This window comes from Gluconobacter frateurii, from assembly GCF_002723955.1.
Lineage (GTDB): Bacteria > Pseudomonadota > Alphaproteobacteria > Acetobacterales > Acetobacteraceae > Gluconobacter > Gluconobacter frateurii.
Window position 1 is genome coordinate 303,960 of record NZ_BEWN01000003.1, and the last position, 22,449, is coordinate 326,408.

At 56.7% G+C, this 22,449-nt stretch carries 21 protein-coding genes; 12 read left to right on the forward strand and 9 right to left on the reverse strand.

Going from position 1 to position 22,449, the window contains the following annotated elements; genetic code table 11:
* Positions 1-27: 27 nt before the first annotated feature.
* Both GFR01_RS10095 and GFR01_RS10100 read right to left on the reverse strand, forming a co-directional pair.
* Positions 28-762: an ABC transporter ATP-binding protein gene (locus GFR01_RS10095; RefSeq protein WP_099182348.1), complete on the reverse strand. Its 735-nt coding sequence runs from the start codon at positions 760-762 to the stop codon at positions 28-30.
* On the reverse strand, positions 759-1,598 hold the full coding sequence (locus GFR01_RS10100; protein WP_099182349.1) for an ABC transporter permease: 840 nt from the start codon (positions 1,596-1,598) through the stop codon (positions 759-761). The genes GFR01_RS10095 and GFR01_RS10100 overlap by 4 nt, the downstream gene beginning before the upstream one ends.
* 185 nt (positions 1,599-1,783) lie before the next feature.
* Between GFR01_RS10100 and GFR01_RS10105 the strand changes: the two genes are divergently transcribed.
* On the forward strand, positions 1,784-2,722 hold the full coding sequence (locus tag GFR01_RS10105; RefSeq protein WP_099182350.1) for an aliphatic sulfonate ABC transporter substrate-binding protein: 939 nt from the start codon (positions 1,784-1,786) through the stop codon (positions 2,720-2,722).
* A 45-nt stretch (positions 2,723-2,767) separates the two neighbouring features.
* The gene (locus tag GFR01_RS10110; protein ID WP_099182351.1) at positions 2,768-3,931 is read left to right on the forward strand and encodes an acyl-CoA dehydrogenase family protein; all 1,164 of its coding nucleotides are present in this window, start codon (positions 2,768-2,770) and stop codon (positions 3,929-3,931) included.
* Positions 3,932-3,984: 53 nt separating this feature from the next.
* Here the strand turns inward: GFR01_RS10110 and GFR01_RS10115 are convergent, their stop codons facing one another.
* From GFR01_RS10115 to GFR01_RS10135, 5 genes are read right to left on the reverse strand one after another with little or no spacing between them, the layout of a single operon-like run.
* On the reverse strand, positions 3,985-5,592 hold the full coding sequence (locus GFR01_RS10115; RefSeq protein ID WP_099182352.1) for a rhodanese-like domain-containing protein: 1,608 nt from the start codon (positions 5,590-5,592) through the stop codon (positions 3,985-3,987).
* A complete protein-coding gene (locus GFR01_RS10120; RefSeq protein ID WP_099182353.1) occupies positions 5,589-6,185 on the reverse strand; it encodes a cysteine dioxygenase family protein in 597 nt (198 codons plus the stop codon). Before GFR01_RS10120 ends, GFR01_RS10115 begins: the two co-directional genes overlap by 4 nt.
* A 14-nt stretch (positions 6,186-6,199) precedes the next feature.
* On the reverse strand, positions 6,200-7,006 hold the full coding sequence (locus GFR01_RS10125) for a class II aldolase/adducin family protein (protein WP_099182354.1): 807 nt from the start codon (positions 7,004-7,006) through the stop codon (positions 6,200-6,202).
* A 19-nt stretch (positions 7,007-7,025) separates the two neighbouring features.
* Positions 7,026-8,021 carry an NAD(P)-dependent oxidoreductase gene (locus tag GFR01_RS10130; protein WP_099182355.1) on the reverse strand — a complete coding sequence of 332 codons (996 nt, stop codon included), beginning with the start codon at positions 8,019-8,021 and terminating at the stop codon, positions 7,026-7,028.
* A gap of 3 nt (positions 8,022-8,024) precedes the next feature.
* Complete coding sequence (locus tag GFR01_RS10135; RefSeq protein ID WP_099182356.1) at positions 8,025-9,119, reverse strand: LLM class flavin-dependent oxidoreductase; 1,095 nt, start codon at positions 9,117-9,119, stop codon at positions 8,025-8,027.
* A gap of 143 nt (positions 9,120-9,262) precedes the next feature.
* On the opposite strand from GFR01_RS10135, the gene GFR01_RS10140 reads away from it, so the two are divergent.
* The 7 genes from GFR01_RS10140 (at position 9,263) to GFR01_RS10170 (ending at position 15,799) form a co-directional block, all read left to right on the forward strand.
* On the forward strand, positions 9,263-10,147 hold the full coding sequence (locus GFR01_RS10140; protein WP_082872661.1) for a LysR substrate-binding domain-containing protein: 885 nt from the start codon (positions 9,263-9,265) through the stop codon (positions 10,145-10,147).
* Between the two features lie 97 nt (positions 10,148-10,244).
* Positions 10,245-10,931 (forward strand): peroxiredoxin-like family protein, encoded by a 687-nt coding sequence (locus GFR01_RS10145; protein WP_099182492.1) that lies wholly within the window; start codon positions 10,245-10,247, stop codon positions 10,929-10,931.
* Entirely contained in the window at positions 10,921-11,466 is a 546-nt protein-coding gene (locus GFR01_RS10150; protein WP_099182357.1) for a flavin reductase, read from the forward strand. The genes GFR01_RS10145 and GFR01_RS10150 overlap by 11 nt, the downstream gene beginning before the upstream one ends.
* A gap of 23 nt (positions 11,467-11,489) precedes the next feature.
* Complete coding sequence (locus tag GFR01_RS10155) at positions 11,490-12,566, forward strand: ABC transporter substrate-binding protein (protein WP_099182358.1); 1,077 nt, start codon at positions 11,490-11,492, stop codon at positions 12,564-12,566.
* Positions 12,563-13,558, forward strand: a complete 996-nt coding sequence (locus GFR01_RS10160; RefSeq protein ID WP_099182359.1) for an ABC transporter permease — start codon at positions 12,563-12,565, stop codon at positions 13,556-13,558. The genes GFR01_RS10155 and GFR01_RS10160 overlap by 4 nt, the downstream gene beginning before the upstream one ends.
* Positions 13,552-14,328, forward strand: a complete 777-nt coding sequence (locus tag GFR01_RS10165; protein ID WP_099182360.1) for an ABC transporter ATP-binding protein — start codon at positions 13,552-13,554, stop codon at positions 14,326-14,328. The genes GFR01_RS10160 and GFR01_RS10165 overlap by 7 nt, the downstream gene beginning before the upstream one ends.
* Positions 14,329-14,755: 427 nt before the next feature.
* The gene (locus tag GFR01_RS10170) at positions 14,756-15,799 is read left to right on the forward strand and encodes a LysR family transcriptional regulator (RefSeq protein ID WP_099182361.1); all 1,044 of its coding nucleotides are present in this window, start codon (positions 14,756-14,758) and stop codon (positions 15,797-15,799) included.
* A 32-nt stretch (positions 15,800-15,831) separates the two neighbouring features.
* Here the strand turns inward: GFR01_RS10170 and GFR01_RS10175 are convergent, their stop codons facing one another.
* A complete protein-coding gene (locus tag GFR01_RS10175) occupies positions 15,832-16,254 on the reverse strand; it encodes a RidA family protein (RefSeq protein ID WP_063904044.1) in 423 nt (140 codons plus the stop codon).
* Between the two features lie 154 nt (positions 16,255-16,408).
* On the opposite strand from GFR01_RS10175, the gene GFR01_RS10180 reads away from it, so the two are divergent.
* Complete coding sequence (locus GFR01_RS10180; protein WP_099182362.1) at positions 16,409-17,227, forward strand: aldo/keto reductase; 819 nt, start codon at positions 16,409-16,411, stop codon at positions 17,225-17,227.
* 70 nt (positions 17,228-17,297) lie between these two features.
* On the opposite strand, the gene GFR01_RS10185 is transcribed toward GFR01_RS10180, so the two are convergent.
* Positions 17,298-19,358 (reverse strand): hydantoinase/oxoprolinase family protein, encoded by a 2,061-nt coding sequence (locus GFR01_RS10185; RefSeq protein ID WP_099182363.1) that lies wholly within the window; start codon positions 19,356-19,358, stop codon positions 17,298-17,300.
* A gap of 171 nt (positions 19,359-19,529) precedes the next feature.
* On the opposite strand from GFR01_RS10185, the gene GFR01_RS10190 reads away from it, so the two are divergent.
* Together GFR01_RS10190 and GFR01_RS10195 are read left to right on the forward strand one after the other, a co-directional pair.
* The gene (locus GFR01_RS10190) at positions 19,530-20,825 is read left to right on the forward strand and encodes an NAD(P)/FAD-dependent oxidoreductase (protein WP_099182364.1); all 1,296 of its coding nucleotides are present in this window, start codon (positions 19,530-19,532) and stop codon (positions 20,823-20,825) included.
* Between the two features lie 50 nt (positions 20,826-20,875).
* Positions 20,876-22,429 (forward strand): hydantoinase B/oxoprolinase family protein, encoded by a 1,554-nt coding sequence (locus GFR01_RS10195; protein ID WP_099182365.1) that lies wholly within the window; start codon positions 20,876-20,878, stop codon positions 22,427-22,429.
* The last annotated feature ends 20 nt before the right edge of the window (positions 22,430-22,449 follow it).

A 22,449-nucleotide genomic window follows, 5' to 3' on the forward strand; every position in this document is an offset into this window, starting at 1 on the left:
GAAATTGGCCTTATAAGAAATCCAGATTTACGCAGCATGAACGCCCAGAGCGTCGAGTAGTAGGCTCCGTAGCCCCTCGAATCCCGGATCGGAGTGTCGCCGAGGACGCGGTATCGTAATGGGAACATCCACACGGATGCGTCCGCGTTCAAGCACCACAGCCCGGTCAGCGAGAAGAAGCGCTTCATCCACGTCGTGTGTCACAAGCAGAACTGCACAGCCGTGCTTCTTCCAAAGATCAGCCACCAGTTGCTGCATCTTCAGCCGCGTAAGGGCGTCCAAAGCAGCAAACGGCTCATCCAGCATCAGAAAGGCCGGTTCCCTCACAAGAGCCCGGGCAAGCGCCGCACGCTGAGCTTCGCCCCCTGAGAGCGTGAGTGGCCATGCATTACTGCGATGAGACAGTCCAACCTCTTCCAGCACGGCTTCCGCACGCTGCCGAATTCCTTTGTCTTCCTGCCCCAGCACAATATTTTTCCACACACGTTTCCATGGTAGCAGACGGTGCTCCTGAAACACGACCGAGACTTCACGGGGGCGGGTCACAGCCCCATCCGTTACCGGATCAAGACCCGCCAGCGTTCGCAACAGAGTCGACTTTCCGGAGCCGCTATGCCCCAACAGGGCGACAAACTCACCGGGAGCAATCGCCAGATCCAGGCCGTCCAGAACAGGAGGACCATTATTGAACCGCCGCGTCAGCTGTTCCACGATTACGGCCGTGCCTGGATGAGGGTCGGAGTGAGAATGCGTGTGGGTCATGCCGAGCGACCTTTCCGTCCATCAGGGCGCCAGGCCAGCAGTGTGTTCTCCAGAAAACGGACAATCTGGTCAGACATCAGACCGAGCACACCGTAAACAAGAAGCCCGACAAGGATGATGTCCGTGCGCAGGAAATCCTGAGCATCCATCATCATGTGCCCGATCCCACTTTCCGCATTCACCTGTTCGGCAACGACCAGCATCAGCCAGGACACACCAACGGCATAGCGCAGTCCCGTCAGGAAATCAGGTAGCGCCCCGGGAAGAAAAACGTCCCTGATGGTTTGCCACCGCGACAGACCAAGTGTGGACGCCATTTCCACGAGCTTCGGATCAATAGACCGGATCCCCTTGTGCAGATTCAGATAGATCGGAAACATTGCTCCAACCGCAACGAGAAGAATTTTGGGCGTTTCACCAATCCCAAACCACAGAATATATAGCGGAACGAGCGCCAGCGCAGGCAACGTCCGCAGGATTTGCAGAGGCGCATCAACAACATCTTCTCCGATACGAGACAGACCTGAAATCAGCGCCAGCGCCACCCCTAAGGTAATGGCAAGACCTAGACCACTTCCCGCCCGCAGAAGCGAAACACCAAGATTGAAAGGCAGCGTCCCGTCACGCACCAGCGTCCAGCCCGTCACAACAATCTGAAGCGGAGACGCAACCAGCCGCGTTGAAAGAAACCCTAGGGAGCATGCAACCTGCCAGAGACAGACCAGCACAAGGGGAGACGCGTAACGCCTTATGGAAACAAGCGTCCTCAAACTCCGGGTTTTCCCCTTGGCTTCGGCAGTCTTGTAAGGTCCAGTCAGTGTGATGGCGTCTGACATCGGGCGTCCTCCCACAGGCAGCAATAGACGTCCAGCTTCCCTATTCTACGCGCCAATGTCAGGTGAATATTTTAAATACCAATGTTTGACGTGATTTAATTGTTCTTGAGCAGACATGGAGTCAGGCTGGAGACTTTCCTGTGGTGTGCAGGCCCCATTTCCCAGACCTAAACGAGTTATTTGCCATGGCCTCTGTAAGAAAATTTCTGCCCTTCATGGCGGCTCTCCTTTTGGGAACCTCGTTTGCCCAGGCAGAAGACACCCTGATTGTCGCCGATCAGAAAGGCCAGCAAAAAGCCCTTCTTGAGGCGGCCGGACAGGACAAAAACCTGCCCTACACTCTTCATTGGACCGAATTTGAAGCCGCGGCGCCTCTTCTACAGGCGCTCGCGGCAAACGCCGTGGATACGGGAATTGCGGGAGATGGCCCGTTTCTTTTTGCGTGGGGCGCTCATCTCCCCATCAAGGCAGCTTTCCTAGTTCCGCCCCGAGGCGGCGGAGAGTCTACGGCGGTAGTCACGACCAGTTCCTCACCCATTCACAACGCGGCTGATCTGTCAGGGAAAAAGATCGGAACCGGCAAAGGCTCGATCGGCCATCTCCTACTTCTACGCCTGATTGCGACTGGCGCTATTCCTGCGCCCGCTCCGCATATCGTATTTCTTGCTCCTGCTCAGGCTAAAGCGGCCCTTGATACGGGGCAGATTGATGCCTGGTCCACATGGGAACCGTATGTCTCGCTGGCGGTCGTCCAGAGCCATGCACGCAACATCGTGGATGGCCGAAACGTCATGCCCAACAACAGTTTCTTTGTTGCCACCAACGAGGCTCTGGCAACAAAACACGCGCAACTTGCAGACTTCTACAAGCGAATGACGGCAGCTTATGCGTGGGGGACAGAGCATCAAGCCGAATATGCCGCCATTCTGGCCCGCCAAACCGGCCTGCCCTTGCCCGTCGCAACCGCCGTAGCCAAACGCCTTATTGCCTCTCCTGCGCCTTTGACACCGAAGGTCATTCAGCAGGAACAGACCACACTGGACGCCTATCGTTCAGGCGGTTTCCTGAAAGATGCCGGGAAGCTGGAAGACGCTTTCGATCTGACTGTTTCCACGTCACGATAAATAGGCTCTAGTATCTGCCAGATCGAGGAAAGACGGAGAACCGCCATGGGTGACAGTCCATTTTCCCCCACAACCAGTACCGCCGCCACGGACAAGACACTCGATGAACTGGTTCACGTCTTTGCCGAGCGCGCGCCACGCTATGACCGCAGTGGGAATATTGCGACCGAGAACCTGCATGACCTCCATGACGCGGGCTTCCTCGCTCTGGCACTCCCAAAGGAGGTTGGTGGAGGGGATATCTCTCTTCGCACCGTGACGCAGATCATCAGCCGCCTTGCCCAAGGCGATCCATCAACCGCCCTCATTCTGGCGATGCAGTATCTTCAGTCCGGAGCTTTCGCACATTCGCCGCAATGGTCCGATGATGTGAAGCAGGAACTGTTCGAGAGCATCCGTCAGGAAGGTGCTCTCATCAATGCCCTGCGCGTAGAACCGGAACTTGGCACGCCTGCCCGTGGTGGACTTCCCGCAACGACGGTCAGCCGGAACGGTTCTACGTGGCGTATTTCGGGGCGCAAAATCTTCTCAACAGGCTCCACAGCTCTTCAATGGGGCGTAGTCTGGGCAAAAACCGACGATGCTGAACCCAAAGTCGGGCCGGTTCTCGTTCCACTCGACCTGAGGGGCGTGCGGATCGAGAAAAGCTGGCATCAGCTCGGAATGCGCGCCACAGGAAGTCATACGATCATCTTCGATGACGTGGAGATTCCGGAGCGCTATCTGGGCCTTCTGGCGCCTTCACCCGCAAAAGAAACTGGTCCGGTCGCGATTGCAAGCTGGCATGCCGTTGTCATCGCGGGGCTCTATAATGGCATCGCCATCGCGGCGCGGGACTGGCTGGTGACATTTCTCCACAGCCGCATCCCCTCCAATCTTGGGGCATCTCTTGCAACCCTACCCCGCTTTCAGGTCCTGCTGGGAGAGATCGATGCTCTGCTTCTGTCAAATGAAGCTCTGATCGATCACGCAATCACCCTAGCGGAACAGGGCACAGAAAGCGATACCCGCGCTGGACTGGCCAAACAGGTCGTCACTGAAAATGCCATTACAGCCGTGAGTAAAGCAGTCGCTGCCATTGGGAATCCCGGACTGAGCCAGGATAATCCTCTTGAACGGCATTATCGCAATGTCCTGTGCGGTCGCGTTCATACGCCGCAGGGCGATAGTGCCTTTCTAACAGCGGGCCGCGAGGCATTGAAAATCTAGACACAAAAAACCCGGCGACCATGAAAGTCGCCGGGGAAAAGGGTTATCAGGCTTCAGATATCTTCCAGAACCCTGAAACCATGGGTTCCATCCTTTTCAAGCTGAGCAACCAACCCGTACTCCCAGTCCAGATAAGCCTGCATGGCTTCTGTCGCGTTGTCCGTCCCTTCATAAGGGCGCTTATAAACATCATCCGGCTCCGAGAGCGCTTGCGCCTCATTTAGCCCTGCCTCAAGCCCATACCCTTCTGCCTGCCATGCTTCCGTCCCCCCTTTCAGGACACGAACACGGCGGCTTTCCCCAGCAAGATCCGGCGCTGCCAGATGAGCTGCAATACCATTCGGGGACACCAGAACGATTTCTTTGGCCTTCCGAACTGCCGAGTGAGACCCCAGATCCGGGCGGATCACGAACCTTGCGCCCGGAATATGTCCTTTTCGGAAAGCCGGACTGGTGGCGAGATCCAGAACGAGAATATCGCCAGTTACAAGACTCTTTTGCAGCTCAACGGCAGAAATCGTCTCCACATCTGGTAAGGGCTGCGAAAGCAGAGGTGCTTCCTGTCCAGTTTCAAAGGGCAGACCATCCCATTTATCCAGAACGTAGACTTCGTTCCACCCCAACTGCCTGAGCCAATGGGCCGTCATTCTGGCCCGAACCCCATCATCGTCCGTCAGAACAATGGTTCCATGCCGCACTCCGACCCATTCGTCCGTAGCCTGCACAAGCTGGCCGCCCGGTGCGGAACGGAAATCCTTCAGATGGCCTTCCACATATTCTTCAGGGGAACGGACATCCAGCCGATAGACAGTTCGTTCCGGATCAGCCTGGAGCCTATCCAGGCCATCCGCAGTAATAAGTCGAACACCTGTCCGTTCCGCCAGAAGTTCCGCACGGGCACGTGCCGCCTGATGGTTCTGCTCTGAAACGTCTGTTCCCTTGCGGCTAGCCCCATGTTCGAGCGAAAGCCCTTCGAGCGTCCAGCCAATCGTACCGTTTCGAAGCGCAAAAACCGGGTTGGGAATTCCAGCATTGACGAGGGACTGCGTGCCAATGATGGATCTCGTCCGTCCCGCGCAGTTCACAATGACAGTTGTTTCCGGCGAAGGCGCAATATCCCGGACCCGCAGCGCCAGTTCGCCGCCCGGAACCGAACGACCGCCAGGGATGGCCATAACATTGTATTCGATGAACCGGCGTGCATCGAGAATGACAAGATCATCGCCGCGCTTGATCCTGTCATGAACCTCACGCGCTGGCAGGGACGGTGTGTGCCGGACATGTTCGACAAGTTCGCCAAATGCCTTGGACGGGACGTTCACATCAATGAAGATCTCACCCCCGGAGCGTTTCCAGCCTTCCAGACCGCCCTCCAGCGCCGAGACGTCCGAATATCCAAGGAACTGGAGTAGTCGAACAGCTTTTGCCGTACGGCCTTCCCCGTTATCATACACAACAATTGGAGCATCCTTGCGCGGCACCAGCCCGGCAATGCGCTCTTCGATGCGTCCAATGGGAAGATTGACAGCGAAGAGCGGATGCGCCGAGGCAAATGGTCCTTCTTCACGTACATCCAGAAGCGCGATTTCAGCACCGTTTTTCAGGCTCTGCCGGACAGCCTCGGAAGAGGTCACTGGCAGAAGGTTTGTAATGCTGTTCATGCAGCCTTGCTCCTGGAACGATCCCAGAGATTGGGAACATCCTCGCTCGAATATCCGGATATGAAAGTCTTCTCGGTGCCATTGGCCTCATCATAGACGGCGCGGGAAACGCCGCCGATATTGGCGCCATAGACATGGATGGAAATGGACGTCTGATCTGGCAGGGCGTTGGCCACGAGATGATAGTCATTCACCCCCGGCGCCAGAAACGCGACTTCACCCGGTTCAAGGAAATCCGTTTCGCCTTTTTCAAATCTTCCGTCGTCCTTTCGTGTGAACTGCGTTTCGCTCTCCTTTCCGCGCAGCATCCCGATCAGCCCCCAGACGCGATGGTCGTGCAGAGGCGTTTTCTGCCCCGGGCCCCAGACGAAACTGACGACAGAAAACCGCTCCAATGGATCACAGTGCAGGAGATACTGGCTGTAGCGTTCGGGATGTGGCCGGGTATAGGTTTCGGGTAGCCAGTCATCGCGCGAAACAAGAGTTTTCAGAAGCTCCGCACCTGCTTTCTGGATCGACGCAGCATCCGAATGTGTCTCGAAAAGCCGCGTAAATCCGGAAACGAACTCCCGCAATGGCTCAATATTCGTCATTGATTTCGCAGTCCTTAATCGAGCAGATCTGGCTCAAGTGCGACGATCCAGTCCCAAAGAGGCTGGAACGAATAATAGGCGCCCTGTGCCGTCCCGACCTGGCTGGCGGTCAGACGGGCAATATCCGGCGCGATAGGCTTCAGCGGCCCGGCGGCCTGCGCCAGAAGCTGAGTATGGGCAGCGTTATCCATGGCCAGAAACCACCACGCCACGGCCTCAACGGTTGGCCCGGCGGTCAGAAGACCATGGTTCTGAAGGATCAGGGCTTTCCGGTTTCCCAGCGTCGCGGCCAGACGGTCGCCTTCACTGTCATCCAGAACTACCCCACTGAAAGGATCGAAGACCGCATGGTCCTCATAAAAAGCGCAGGAATCCTGCGTGATGGGCAGCAGTTCGGTCCCTAAGGCAGAGAACGCCTTGCCATATGTGGAATGGGTATGTGCCGCAGCGACTACATCCGGACGCGCACGGTGCAGAGCCGAATGAATGGTGAAGCCGGCCGTATTGATCGGGCGATCCCCGATCAGGATATTCCCTTCATGATCCACAAGCTGAAGGTCAGAAACCTTGATCTGCGAGAAATGCACAGCCAGCGGGTTAATCCAGTACCGGTCCGGGAACTCCGGATCACGGGCAGTCACATGGCCTGCAAGCCCCTGATCGAAGCCATAGCGCCCGAAGAGCCGGAACGTCGCAGCCAAGCGCTGCTTCCGATGGAGGCGCTCCTCTTCAAACGTCGCTGCGGGTTTGCGCGGCTGAAGACGATGGGTCCGTGCACGGACTTCCTGCAGGGACGAGATGTTATGCTGTGTCGCACTCATGAGAGTCTTCCTTGAGAAATCAGTAGCCACGGCTCAGATCCAACCGGGCTTCCAGCGGCCGCCCCTGAAGGAAATTTTCGAAATTTCGGGTAATGCGCTGCCCCAGACTGGCCAACACGTCTGGTCCGGACCAGGAAATGTGTGGCGTCAGCCGAATTTTGGGGTGGGTATAAAAAGGATGCCCCGCAGGAGGAGGCTCCGTCGCCGTAACATCAAGCGTAGCCGCCGCGACACGTCCATGATCCAGACTGCCTAAAAGCGCTGCTTCATCTATCAGCTTTCCACGCGCCACATTGACGAGATGCAGCCCGGGCTTTGCTCGCGCCAAAACAGCCGCTCCCACGATCCTGTCCGTTTCTGAAGTCAGCGGCAGAGCCAGCACCAGATGATCCGAGCGTTCAAACAGCGTCCCCAGATCGGCCACAGGCTGCACATTTTCCCGGCCGACCTCTCCATCCGTCCAGGCGCTTCTGCGCCAGACGAGAACAGTCATCCCGAAACTCCGTGCCAGACGAGCAATCTGCTGCCCAATGGCCCCATACCCCGCGAGACCAAGTGTCTGCCCTGCCAGCGATCCCAATGGCGCGTTGTGCTTAACGACGGAAGCCTGCTGGACCCACTCCTCCGGAGATAAGGGCTTGAACGTTTCGAACCGCTTGGCCCGGGCCAGAAGGGCAAGAAGGACGTACTCAGCAATTGGCCCGGCAGCATTGCCACGGCCCGTCGTAATCTCGCGTCCCTGAAGCAGCCATTCCGGAAAACCATCGACACCAGCCGATGCAATTTGCACCCAGCGGAGAGACGAATTCCAACCAACGGGAGGCGTATCAGGGGCGTTGCGCCATGCCGCTGATGGTCCCGTCAGCAGAATATCTGCCTTGCCCGTCTTCCACGGCTCGGAAATATCCCTGCTCTGAGCCACCACCCGAACGCGTTCACCCAGCCCAGAAAGAATATGGCTGATTTCCGGCCCGATCTGGTTGATGACCGTCAAGACGTTGGAGGCAGTTGCCATATTTCAGGCGGCCTTCTGGCCAGAGCGCTGATCTTCCTGTGCCACCAGTTCACGAACACGCGGCAGCAGATCCCGCCCGTAGTCATATGCATCCACCAGCGGGTCAAACCCACGGATCAGGAACGTTGAAATTCCCAAGCGGTAATAATCCAGAAGGGCTTCGGCCACCTGATCCGGCGTTCCGACCAGTGACGTGGAATTGCCCTTGGCGCCTGTCAGAGCGGCAATGCCCGTCCAGAGCCGCTTATCCAGCCGCGAACCCTGCTCAGCCGCAGCCAGCAGACGGCGAGACCCTTCGTTCGGAATGAAGGAAGAACGCGTGTAGCCCGTCTTTTCCTGGAGAGCCTTGGCCTTTTCGAGAATGGCATCTGCCTTCGCCCAAGCGGCCTCTTCTGTCTCGGCCAATATGGGCCGAAGGGAGAGCGAGAACCGCAGGTTGCTGCGCCCCGCCTTTTCCGCCGCGGCCCGAACACGGGAAACGGTTTCCCGAACCTGCTCGTAGGTTTCACCCCATAGGGCATAAACGTCCGCCTGTTCCCCGGCTACGGCAATGGCTTCGTCCGAAGACCCGCCAAAGTAAACCGGAATGGCGTCACCTTGTTTCGGGAGCACGCGGGACTGGGCGCCACGCACATTGTAGAATTTGCCCTGATAGTCAAACGGCTCACGGCTGCTCCACTCTTGGCGCACAATCTCAAGATATTCGCGAGTCCGGGCATATCGCTCCGCCTTGACGGTATGATCACCGTCCGCCTCGAGTTCCGTATCACTACCGCCGGTAATGATATGCACCGCAGCGCGGCCGCCGCTGATTTGATCAAGCGTTGCAAACTGGCGAGCCGCCAGAGTCGGGGCCGTAAAGCCGGGACGGTGCGCCACCATCAAACCCAGCGTCCGCGTGGACGCAGCAACATGCTGGGCCAGCAGGATGCTCTCGGGCGAATTGGAATGGAAAGCAATCAACACCCGGTCGAAACCGCCATTTTCATGAATTTTAGCGGCCGTCTCGATGTGGGCAAGATCAATGACCGGCCCAGTTGGAGGAATAATCTCGGAATGGTTCTGACTGCTCACGAACCCGATGAATTCCACAGGCATGGCTAACACCCCTAAAAGACTATAATAAATTGTTGTATTGACAATATACTCGTTTTCTTACGTCATAATTCAAACAAGAAACACAAATGCCACACTTTTGCATGGTTAATTATAGAGCCATGCCTCCAGCACGGAGCGCTGCTATGTCCAACACGTCCCTTCCCCAGCGCATGGCACGTAATGTTCCGACCGAGCTTCTGCGGTCTTTCGTCGCGATCGTGGAAGCCGGGTCCATGGCGCAGGCAACCGAGACAATCTTCCTGACCCAGTCCGCCCTGAGTTTGCAGATGAAACGGCTGGAAGACGTTCTCCAGCAGAAGCTCTTCCGCCGGGACGGGCGAAAGCTGGTTCTCACGCCCGCGGGCGAAGAACTCGTGGCCTACGCACGGCAGCTTCTCGCCCTCAATGACAGGATCATGCACAAGCTTGGCGATGTTTCCGAGCCGGAACCGATTACGATCGGTATGGTACAGGACTTTGCAGATACCATCCTCCCCGACGTTCTTGCCCGTTTCCGTCTTGAGCATCCCCGTTGCAGGCTGACCGTCCGCGTTGGCGGATCAGCAGAACTGCTGGAGATGTTTGATCGCTCCCGGCTGGATATCGTTCTCTGCCTGGGTCAGCACGGAGATCGTCCCAATTCGTCCTGGCGCATTGTCGGACATGACAGGATGGTCTGGATCGGAGATCCGAGTGTTCTGGATCAATCTGAAATTCCACTTGTGCTTCTGGAGCCACCCTGCCGTTTCCGAGAAGCGGCGCTCAGAACCCTTGCGAAAGCGCGTCGGGACTATCGCATTGTGCTGGAAACCCCTCACCTTCCCGCCATGCGCGCCGGCGTCCGAAGCGGGCTTGGTGCAAGTTGCCGGACACGTCGCTTTGCGACTTCCGAAGGGCTTTCCATCTTGCCAACAGGCATTCTGCCGGAAGTCCCGGAAATTGAAACCATCCTCGTGCAGAGAAACGGGCTGCCTGAAGCTGCACAGGATCTTGCCGAGCTTCTGGGTCAGGCGACAGCGGATCAATGACCGGGCGCAAATTGCCACATAAGAAAAACTCCTTGGAAACCGTGCTCGGTTCTCCCGCATGGTGAGCCAATCAGGTCACCTTTTGGGTCTATTGAGCATGAGCACTTTCTCTTCTTCTCTCCAAAGCCGGTATGAAGCCGTTGAGGCTGAACGTCGCAGGACATGGTCCCCCGAAGCTCTGGCTGTAAATATCGCACAACGAGAGGCTCTTGTCCGGGCACAGCCTGAAACGAAGCACGTCAAAGCAGGCGACGTTCTTTCGCCCCACGTGCTCTTGAACGCAGAAGGTACCACGATTTCACTCGATGATCTGACATCTTCGGGCCCTGCCGTTCTGGTATTTTTCAGGTTCGCAGGTTGTCCTGCCTGCAACATTGCGCTGCCCTACTATGCAGAAACGCTAGCCCCCGTCCTGAAAGCCGCTGGTATCCCGCTTGTCGCAGTCTCCTCCCAGCCTTTTCCGGAACTCGACAGTATCAGAACACGCAATGATCTGCCTTTCCCGGTCTTGAATGACCCGGAACTGACGCTGTCTCGTGCTCTGGGTATTACCTATCTCTTCGATGAGGCCGCGCAAGAAGCTGCGATTTCCAAAGGTGGCCGAAGCGAGACCCTGAATGGAACATCGAGCTGGGAACTTCCTAAACCTACTGTTCTGGTTCTCAGTCCCGGCCGCGTCGTGAGTTTTATCGATATCTCGCCTGATTGGATGCGCAGAACCGAAACTCCAGCCATCCTGAAAGCTCTTGGGCTGGAAAACAGGAGCGTTTCTCATGCCGCATGACACTGCAACCCTGTTTCCACAGACCACCTTTGAAACACCTGCCGTCAGTCAGGACCAGTTCCGGGAAGCCATGAGCCTGCTTGGGGCTCCGGTCGTTCTCGTCACGACAGACGGCCCCGGAGGACGTCAGGGATTGACGGTTTCAGCCATCAGCAGCGTCAGTGACACGCCTCCCACGGTGTTGGTCTGCCTTAATCGCAGTAATCGTTCTCATCAGGCGTTTCTGAAGAACGGGGTCATCGGCATCAGCGTTCTGTCGCCGACTCATCATAATCTGGCGCGGGTCTTTGCCAGCCGATCCGTAGAGCCTGACGAGAAATTCGCGCAAGGCGACTGGGTTCTTGGCGAGACAGGATCAGCACTCCTTTCTGACGCACTCGTCACGCTCGACTGCGAAATTGACGCCATTCACAGCGCAGGCACGCACGACGTCCTGTTCTGTGCCGTTAAATCCATTTCCACCAGCGCAGACGCCGAACATGGGCTTGCCTGGTTCTCCCGTGATTTTCACCACTTGCCCGTCAAACGGGTCTGATTGATTTTTCAGGATAACTGCTGATGACCAATGCGTTTCATCCTTCACGCCGTACTGTCCTGACTGGCTCGCTGGCAAGTGCATCCGTGTTAAGCGTGCACGGACGCGCATTCGCACAGGCCATGGATCATATGGACATGGGAGGAACGCAAAATCAGTGTCAGGCCGCAGGCCCTGCGACCGTCGAACCCGTTTCAGGACCGCCGCGCAACCTGACAATTGCCTGGAACGAGGCCTCGATCTGCACCGCAGCCGTTCCGGTCGCGAAGGAGAAAGGGTTCTTCAAGAAATACAATCTGAACATCGACTACGTGAATTTTGCAGGGGCAACCGATCAGCTTCTGGAAGCGCTTTCGACCGGCAAGGCTGATGGCGCGCCCGGCATGGCTCTGCGCTGGCTGAAGCCGCTTCAACAGGGTTTTGACGTCAAGCTCGTGGCGGGGCTACATGCGGGTTGCATGTACCTCATGACGGCGCCATCCACGGGTATCAAAACGCTTACGGACTTGAAGGGCAAGACCGTCGGCGTAACGGATATTGGTGGTCCAGACCGAAATTTCTTCAGCATTCGCCTGAAGGAAGCGGGACTTGATCCCGAAACAGACGTTCAGTGGAGGCAGTTCCCGGCTGATCTCCTGCCTCTCGCTCTGCAACGCGGAGACGTTCAGGCTATTTCTGATGCCGACCCATTTTCTTACCCACAGCGGCGTCAGTTCGGTCTTCTCGATATTGATAACAACATGAAGGGCGAATGGGCTCATTTGACATGCTGCGTCATTGGGTTGCGTGGAAGCCTCATCCGGAATGAGCCAAAAGTCGCGGCGGCCGTCACGCGTGCGATCATGGAGGCCGGTGCCTGGCTGGCCTGCAATCCCGAGGAGGCCGCTACCATTTTTCAGCCATACGCTCCGAAAGCAAATATCAAGGATCTTGCGGCCATGCTTCAGATGCAAGGCCATCACCATCAGACGCTGACGGGCGATTTCAGGCAGGAGATTGCTCGATATGCCGACGCTTTGAAGCAGATCGGGGTTTTCCGCCCTTCCTTGGACACTGAGCGGTATGCACAGCGTGTCACGCAGGACCTGTTCAGCGGATGAGCGACGCACAGACTTCGTTGGGTCATCCTCGTGCCTTAGGGACGGCCGCCCAAACAACGAAAAGCCGCTTTAGTCCAACGCAGCTCTGGCGTTGGACCGCAGGGCCTGCATGGCTGCTGGCAGCACTGGTGACATGGAAATGGCCAGACGCAGATGACTTCCCTGCCACAAACGAGTTCGCAGCCCTTCTACTGGCGGTCGGCCTTGTGCTGATTGCCGTTGCAGCAACAGGTCGCTTGAAAGACCGTGCTCCCTGGACTGTTGTTCTCGGACTTGGCTTCGGGGCATGGGAACTCATTCAGGCAAAGCTCCTGCTTCTTCCGAGGCCATTTTTCGGAACGCCGCAGGATTTGCTCGATGTTTTCCTGACCGACTGGAAACGTCTTGGAGACAGTCTGTTCCACTCTCTGCTTCTGTTGACAGGAGGGTACCTACCCGGCTCTATTCTCGGAATTATCATAGGGCTTGCTCTGGGACGCTCCCATCACGTCCGTTACTGGGTTCGTCCGGTGATGCGGGTGATCGGTCCATTGCCACCCGTGGCACTCCTGCCACTGGCCTTTGTCGTCATTCCCTCAACCCGCTGGGCAGGTGAAGCTCTTATGGCGCTTGCAGCTGGATTTCCGGTCGCTGTCCTGACATGGTCCGGCGTGTCCGCCGTCGATCCGGCCTATTACGATGTCGCCAGAACAATGGGGGCGAAAAACCGCTTTCTGGTTCTCCGTGTGGCCCTTCCCGCCGCAACGCCACAGATTTTTGTCGGGCTGTTCATGGGGCTTGGCGCGTCTTTTGCAATGCTCGTCGTGGCAGAAATGCTGGGTGTGAAATCAGGACTGGGCTTTTACATGCAGTGGGCTCAGGGATGGGCCGCTTATCCAAACATGTATGCCGCCCTGTTCGTCATGTCCCTGATGTGCACAACACTCATGACGGTGCTGTTCAAGGTCCGGGATCATCTTCTCAAATGGCAGAAGGACGGCCTCAAATGGTAAACTCCACGCACCCCGAAGCTCCCCTTGGCCTGACATTATCTCACATCCATCACAGCTATGACATGCCATCAGGCTCCAGGCTCGTTCTGGAGAATGTAAGCCTTGATGTGGAGCCGGGTGAATTCGTGGCTCTGATCGGACCATCCGGGTGCGGAAAATCCACCCTTCTTCGTCTGGTCGCTGGTCTCGAAGCTCCGGATGCCGGGACGCTTCTTGCGGATGACACTCCCATTACGGAACCTGATCCCAGCCGCATCATCATGTTTCAGGACCCCACGCTTTATCCATGGCGTACAGTGCGTGGCAATATTTCTCTTGGTCTGGATATCCGCAAGGAAAAGGACCCCGAGGCGATTGATGCGGCAATTCGCCTCGTCGGTTTGCAAGAGTTTGCCGCAGCATGGCCGCATCAGCTCTCAGGCGGCATGGCCCAACGCGTTGCGCTGGCGCGCGCGCTGATTAACAATCCGCGTCTGCTTCTTCTGGATGAACCACTCGGCAAACTCGACAGCCTGACCCGACTGGCCATGCAGGCAGAGCTTTACCGCCTCTGGAAATCCCAGGGCTTTACGGCGCTGATGGTAACCCATGACATAGAAGAAGCGCTTCTTCTGGCAACCCGCGTCATTGTTTTCAGCCCGCGCCCCGCACGCATACTGGCCAACATCCCTTTAGAATGGCCCTCTCCTCCCCATCGAGAAGATCCCCGTCTACAGGAACTCCGGGCTGAAATTCTGCGACATCTTGAAGCTGTCATGGCTTCGGGGTGATGTAGCGGGACCAAATCAGCCCCACTGAAGGTCTCCGCTTTGTTGTATAGTTTCAGTCCAAGCAGCGCTCAGCGCGTATTTGCATAAATCCTAGGCGGGCCAGCCTCCCCCAAATCCCCCCATGAGCTTCCTCAATCGCCCCCGCCGCAAGGCTATACGGGGCAGAGCGCGCGCTGATAACGCGCCCGCAAGGAGGTATTTTCCGAATCGAATCTGATCATCATTTCCAGAATCTGGACAGCTGTAATCCGGTTTGTATTCCAATATATGGAACTAATATTTTTTATGTTGCAAGAAAAAGAATATGGTTTGACATCGATCTCATATATTTGCCTCTAATTCACCACGGGCCTTCCTCTTCCGATTGGGGCCGGTTCAGCATTTTCGGACATCACACGGCGCAAAGCTGTACGAGAAAGGTTGGGCGATGAATGTCAGGGATTTGGAATATTTTATTTCGGTAGCGGAATGCGGTTCATTCTCCCGCGCTTCCGTTCAGCTTGGACGGCCGCAGCCCGTCCTGAGCCGGCATATCCGTGACCTTGAAACAGAATTACAGGTTACGTTGCTATATCGGAATGGTCGTGGCGTCGTCATGACGCAGGCAGGTGAGCGCCTCAAGCAACTTGGCGCAACGATCATTCAGCAGATCCAGGAAGCTCAGAACCAGATCCGTCACCTCTCCCCGGATCACCTTGGCTCCGCGGCCATCGGAATGCCTGCGAGTGTCAGCGCCATCCTGTTGCCGCCCCTCGCTCGTGCCCTGCGCGACGCCCATACCGATGCCAAACTTCACTTTCGCGATGGCTGCAACGGTGATCTGCTGAGCAGCCTGAATGCGGGTTCACTGGATGTCGCACTCGTTTATGACGCTCCCGGTATCGCCCACCCCAACCTCGAAGCCCTGCTGTCACAACCGATTTATCTGATTGAATCCACCCATAACACCCCGAAAGCACTTGTCGCCACCGACACAATCGAAGCGGCTGAACTCATGGATATTCCACTTGTCCTTCCGGGCACACGACATGGTTTGCGGCAGATCGTCACGTCCTGGGCTAACCGGAACGCACTCGGTCTGAACGTACAGTTCGAATGTGATTCCTATTCCTCAATGCTTCAGGTTGTGTCTTCTGGACTGGCCGCCACCCTGTTACCTGCGGCTTCCCTGAAACGTGAAATTCTCTCCGGATATTTCCGGTGTCGCCTCATCACGAAACCAGCGCTCTACCGCACGATCGCATTAGCTGCATCGCAAAGCCGCCCGGTTAATGCTGGGCTCGTTACGCAGATCAAAAAGATGGTCGAAACAATGCGCGGTGATTTCCTGTGGCCCCAATCCCATAACACCCTACAAACCAGTGCCCGTGTCACGTCCCCCCCTGCCGTCACACATGCATTACAGAACAACAGAACAGAAGTTTTTGGTGAGACCTTTCTCAGAAGTCTTCAAGAAGCGTCGCCTCTTTAAAAAGGCGACGCACAGAATTTATACTCTGTCTTTCAGACTGAGATTTTGACGTATTCCTGCGATCGCTTTGAAACCCCACGAATAGCTGTGACTTCAAACTCGACCTTCAGATCATCGCGCGCGAGAGGCGTGCACGCTGTGGTGGCCGCAGGATCAATCCCCTTAAAGACCTCGCCTAAAACCTGGGCGACAGCCTCCATATTGGCACGATCTGGAACGTGTGTGATGATCCGCACCACATCAGAAAGCGATGAGCCCACCGCTTCCAGCGCCCCCTCAATCGTCTGAAGTGCACGACGGGCCTGAATGGCCACATCCGGCGAGATTTCACGCGTTTTGTAATCAACGCCCGCCGTATTCGCGACGAACAGCATGTCACCGACTGCAACCAGCCGCGAATAGCTATTGCGCTCCTCATACATGCTACCTGATTTGACCTTTATGACGTCCGACATCTTTGGCTCCTCAATGAAATGGACCTCATCAGAAGCGTCTCTCATCACGAAGTTTTTTTCCTTCCATAACAGCTATACGGGAACCAACCTTGGCCACATCCCGCCTGCCATGGGACAATGAACGCTGTACATTTTCATTAAAGGAGTCCGTATCATGGTCGAGCTACCCACCGTCTCCCTGACGCCCGGCATCGAGATGCCCCAGTTCGGCCTTGGCGTCTGGCAAACGCCTGCCGATCAGACAGCCGATGTCGTACGATCTGCCATCGACGCTGGCTATCGTGCCGTCGATACTGCTGCAATCTATGGCAATGAAGACGGGGTCGGCACCGGTCTGGCAAATCATCCAGAGATTTTCCTGACGACGAAGCTCTGGAATACGGACCAAGGCTATGACAGCACGCTACGCGCGTTCGATCTAAGCTGCGAAAAACTCCAGCGCGAGACTCTCGACCTCTATCTGATCCACTGGCCCGCCCCGCGCCTCGACCGCTATGTCGAGAGCTGGAAAGCCATGATCCGCCTGCGCGACGAGGGCAGAATTCGTGCCATCGGTGTCTCGAATTTCACACAAGAGCATATCGAACGGGTTATCGCCGAGACGGGCGTTGTTCCAGCCGTCAACCAGATCGAACTACACCCCGAGTTTCAACAGCACGCCCTGCGGAACTTCCACGCCACAAAAGGCATTCACACGCAATCCTGGAGCCCGCTCGGTCAAGGCCGGACACTCAGCAGCCCGGTCATCGCCAAAATCGCGCAAAAGCACGGGAAAACCCAGGCGCAGGTCATTATCCGCTGGCATCTCCAAAGCGGCCTGATCGTGATCCCGAAATCCGTTACCCCATCGAGAATTGCAGAAAACATTGCCGTTTTCGACTTCGCGCTCGATACGGACGACATCGCTGCCATTGCCACAATGGATCGCCCGGATGGGCGTATGGGTCCTGACCCAATGACCGCAGATTTCTGATTTCCATAAAATGAAATGCCGGGATCAAGGTCCCGGCAAAATCCAGATATGACGCTGGTGTAAACGGGGCTTAACGCCCCGTTTCAACAATCAAATTCAGATGTGGCTCGACAAGACCGCGGGTTCCCGGCGGTAAAACAGTTGTCGCATCCATTTGCTCGATGATGGCTGGCCCGAGGATCTCATGGCCACTCCTAAGCAGACTGCGTTCATAAATCGGGCAGGAAACGAAGCCTTCTGTCTCCGGAAACCACACGTCGCGTGCGCCGGTGACAGCCTCCTGCGCATTCGTCTCTCCACTGGGATGCGATGTGAATGAGGCCTTTTCCACCTTACCGGTCGCCTCGATACGGAAGGTCACGAATTGCACGGGATCGGTCTGCGAAGCAAAGCCGTATTGCGCCTCGTGGGTTGCAACGAAGTTCTGTACCATTTCAGTGACCGTCTCTGCGCCAATCGCTTCGACCGACACTGGCATGTCCACAGCCAGTTCGTAATTCTGTCCGACATAACGCATATCAGCGCTCATCTTGAGACCACGATCTCCCGCCAGCACCCCTTCCTGTTCGAACCAGTGATCAGCCTGCTTCAACAGTTCCTGGAAGATCGACACAATCTCCGTGTGCATTCCAGGCCGCGCCACCATGATCTGCGTGCTGGAAAAGTCTGCCCGTAGATCGGTCAGCAGCAAGCCAAGCGCACACATTACACCGGGCGTTAGCGGGATAATGACCCGCTTCATATCAAGCTCCTGCGCCAGACGCACAGCATGCAACGGGCCTGCCCCCCCCAACGCCATCAAAGCATAATCCCGTGGATCATGGCCTTTCTGCACGCTGATTACGCGTACCGCCCGCGCCATATTCGCGGTAACGACTGAAATGATACCCTGCGCCGTAGCCATCACGTCCATGCCGAGTTCATCAGCGAGCAACCCGATACGCTCCAAAGCAAGATCCCGCCGGATCGCCATGCGACCGCCAAGAAGATACTCAGGATTAAGCGTCTGCAACACCACATTGGCGTCGGTAGTCGACGGGGTCAGATTGCCCTGATTGTAACACACAGGCCCTGGAAATGCACCGCAACTCTGCGGTCCGACCTTCAGCAGCCCACCATTGTCTCGATAGGCCAGTGAGCCTCCGCCTGCCCCGACAGTATGGATGTCCAGCATCGGAGCCTTGACCGGATAGCCATGCACTTCGGCCTCACCGGTCAGACGACAGATCCCATCCTTCAGCAGTGCGACGTCCGTACTCGTTCCTCCCATATCGAACGTGATGATGTTGGGAATCCCGATGGCACATCCAATGGCCTGTGCGGCAACAACACCCGTGGACGGCCCAGACAGAACCGTCCGCACCGGCAAGGCGCGCGCCAGGTCGAAGCTGATGACGCCACCATTGGATTGAGTGATACGCGGAGCAACAGAAAGACCCAGCTCCAGAAGACGCGCACCCAACCGCGCAATATAGACTTCCATTACCGGGCCGAGATACGCATTCACCGCCGTGGTCGAAAAGCGTTCATACTCGCGGAATTCTGGTGCAACCTGATAACTGGCGCACGCAAACGCTTCGGGGAATTCCTCCCGGACAATTTCATAAGCCCGCCGTTCGTGCTGCGGACTGATAAAAGCATAGAGGAAGCCGATGGCAACCGCTTTGACACCAGCCTCCTTCAGGGCACGGGCAGCATCGCGCACGCTTGCCTCATCGAGAGCGACTTCTACAGTGCCGTCATGTCGTACGCGCTCGGGCACCTCGAACCGCAGGGCCTGAGCAACCAGTGTTTCGGGCTTGTCTTCCTGCGTGTCGTAGAGGCTGGGGCGTTGCTGACGACCAATTTCCAGCAGATCGCGAAAACCATCCGTCGTAATAAAGCCCGTCAGGGCGCCCTTATGCTGAATAAGCGCATTCGTACCGACAGTCGTCCCATGCCCTAGGAAAATGATATCCGAAGTCCTGGCTGAAACGGTGTCCAGCCCCTCGGTAATACCAGTTAAAATCCCACGGGATGGATCGTCAGGCGTCGAAGAGACCTTCCAGATCGCGAATCTTTTCGATTCCGTATCATAAAGACAGATGTCACAGAATGTGCCTCCAGAATCGACACCAAGCCTCCACGCCATTTTCCGCTCCGCTCATTGATTGCGTCGTGATCAGTGAACGATACGCTTCTCTTTCAGCCTTAAATAAGATGCGTTTTGAAATAACAGCTATGCCAAGACAGGCAACGAACCCTCATGGCATCCCTCGTTAAAGATAGAAAACGACCCTGAGTCATTTCGAGGACGAAAAATATGGCGCCGAAGGTTACTCCCGTTCGGTCGGATGAAAGTCTGCCAGAGGCTGTTGATGTCGTCATTATCGGCGGCGGCATCATCGGTGTGACAACCGCGTTTTTTCTTGCTCGCGCTGGCGTGTCCGTTGCGCTCTGTGAAAAAGGCGCAATTGGCGGAGAGCAATCGAGCCGAAACTGGGGCTGGACCCGCGTCATGGGCCGCGATGAGCGCGAGCTGCCGCTGGGAATGAGCAGCCTCGGTCTATGGCGTGAGATGAATGAACTGACCGGTCGGGAAACCGGCTTTCGCCAGTGCGGCATCCTCTATGCCTGCGATGACCAGAAGCAGCTTGATGAATTTCAGGACTGGAAAAAAATCGCTGATACCTACCAGATCCAGACCACGCTCATGGATGGCGCAAAGACGGCTGAAATGGCGGCAGGATCCCAGCGTATGTTCAAGGGAGGTCTGTTCTGTGCCACGGATGGCCGCGCAGAACCCACGATGGCGGCACCTGCCATTGCTGAAGCAGCACGCGAGCACGGCGCAGCAATCCTGACGAACTGCGCTGTCCGCGCGTTAGATCGTCAGGGCGGTCAGATTTCAGGCGTCATCACGGAGCACGGGCGCATCAAATCCAGTACGGTCGTTCTGGCTGGTGGCGCATGGTCGCGGCTTTTCGGGGGAAACGAGGGCATCAACCTGCCCGCCCTGAATGTGCTGGGTAGCGTCATGCGGGTGGATAATGTGGAAGGCGCCCCGGAAGAGACAGTCGGTGGCAGTGACTTCGCCTTTCGGCGTAACATTCAGGGCGGCTACAATATCAGCCGTAGGAATGCGAGCGTTTCGGAAATCACTCCGGATACATTCCGCCAGCTACGCCAGTTTGCAGGCTCTTACCTGAAAAACCGCAAGGAACTTAGGGTGCGGCTCAGCCGTGCCTTCCTCGATGAGTGGAAAATAGAGCGCCACTGGACGGTCGACAGTGTCACGCCCTTCGAAAAAATCCGTACACTGGACCCCGAGCCGTCCCATGGATTGCTCGAAGAGGCAGCGCGGATCATCAAACGTGATTTCCCGCCCTTCCGAACCATGCGCGAAGTGGAACGCTGGGGCGGCATGATCGACGTCACCCCCGACGCCGTGCCGATCATCGACCGTGCAGAGCAAATTCCGGGTCTTGTACTGGGGGTCGGTTTCTCCGGTCATGGGTTCGGCATCGGACCAGGCGCAGGGAAACTCCTGTCCGAAATTGTCCGCAATGTGACGACGACAGTCGACCCCACTCCCTTCAGCTTTAAGCGCTTCAGCTGATCCTTTCAGCCCTACACCACATAAAGACGACGCATCGGAGATCCCGCATCATGACCCTTTTCCAGCGCATCGCCCTAGACCCAGTCACCGTCGAAATCATCGGAAGCGCACTGGCTTCAGTGGTGGAAGAGATGGGCGAAGCCCTCGTCCGCACCAGCTATTCCACGAACATCAAGGAGCGCCGGGATTGCTCAACGGCCCTATTCGACCAGTTCGGCCATACGCTCTGTCAGGCCGAACATATCCCGATGCATCTTGGGTCGTTTATTGAGTTCATCCCGCTGGTCATGAACCGGTACCCGCTCAGCCAGATCGAGCCGGGGGATGTCTTCATTGGAAATGATGCCTTCGTTGGCGGCGGCACACATCTGCCAGATATCGTGCTGGCTGAACCCGTCTTTGTAGAAAACAAGCTGGTCGCCTGGGCGATCAACACCGCCCATCATTCGGATTTTGCCGACCGCGGAGATGCCCATATCTTTCAGGAAGGCATCCGTATTCCACCGATCAAGCTCTACAAACGTGGCGTTCTGCAACAGGATGTGCAGGACCTTATCCTGCTTAACTGTCAGGTGCCCGACGAACGCATTTCGGACTTGCGGGCGCAGATGGCAGCCAACAGGCTTGGTGTCAGCCGTTTCACTGGCCTTTGCAAAAAATACGGCGTCGATGTCATGGTGAGCGCAGGTTTGACGCTTCAGGATTATGCGGAACGCAAGATGCGCGCTGGCATCGCTGCCATTCCGGATGGCACCTATACCGCGTCAGACCTTTTCGAGACCATTGACCACCCAGAGATCATGGAAATCGGCTGCACTATTACCATCACAGACGACGAAATGACGCTGGCCTTCCAAAGCCCGCCACAGGTCCGCGCGAACATGAACATGACGCGCTCAGCCCTGCTCGCAACCGTCTATTATGCCATCAAATCAGTCGTGGATCCGACGATCCCCCCCAATGCTGGTCTTGCCCGCCCCCTGCATGTCGAAGCAGAGACTGGAACACTCCTCTGCTGTGCACTTCCCGCCGCCGTCATGGGGCGCATTTCCACCTGCCAGCGCGTTGTGGACGTCATTATGGCGGCCCTTGCTCCCGTATGCCCGGAAAGCATCACGGCAGCTGCAAACGGATGTGTCGGTTCCGCTACCTTTAGTGGTACACGCAAAGGCAGCAACAAGTTCTGGATCTACCTCGAAACCATCGGTGGTGGCGCAGGCGCTCGACACAACAAGGATGGGCTTGATGGCGTTCAGGTTCATCTGACCAATACCTCCAACCTGCCGATCGAGGCGCTTGAAACGGAATATCCGCTTACGCTCCTGCGTTATGAACTGGTTGAAGGTTCAGGAGGCAATGGCAAATTCAAGGGCGGCAGAGGCCTCCGCCGCGTCTATCGGGCGGAAGAGGAATGCTACGTTTCCACCAGCATGTCCCGGCTTTCTACAGCTCCGTGGGGTCTGAATGGTGGTGAGGCTGGCGGCATGGCGCAGGTGAAATGTACTGCACCAATGGTCCGCGGCAACGCGACGCTGGCGCCATCGGACATCGTGGAGATCGTGACACCGGGCGCAGGTGGGTACGGGATACCAGACGTTCTCTAACTAACAGTAAGGAATCCACA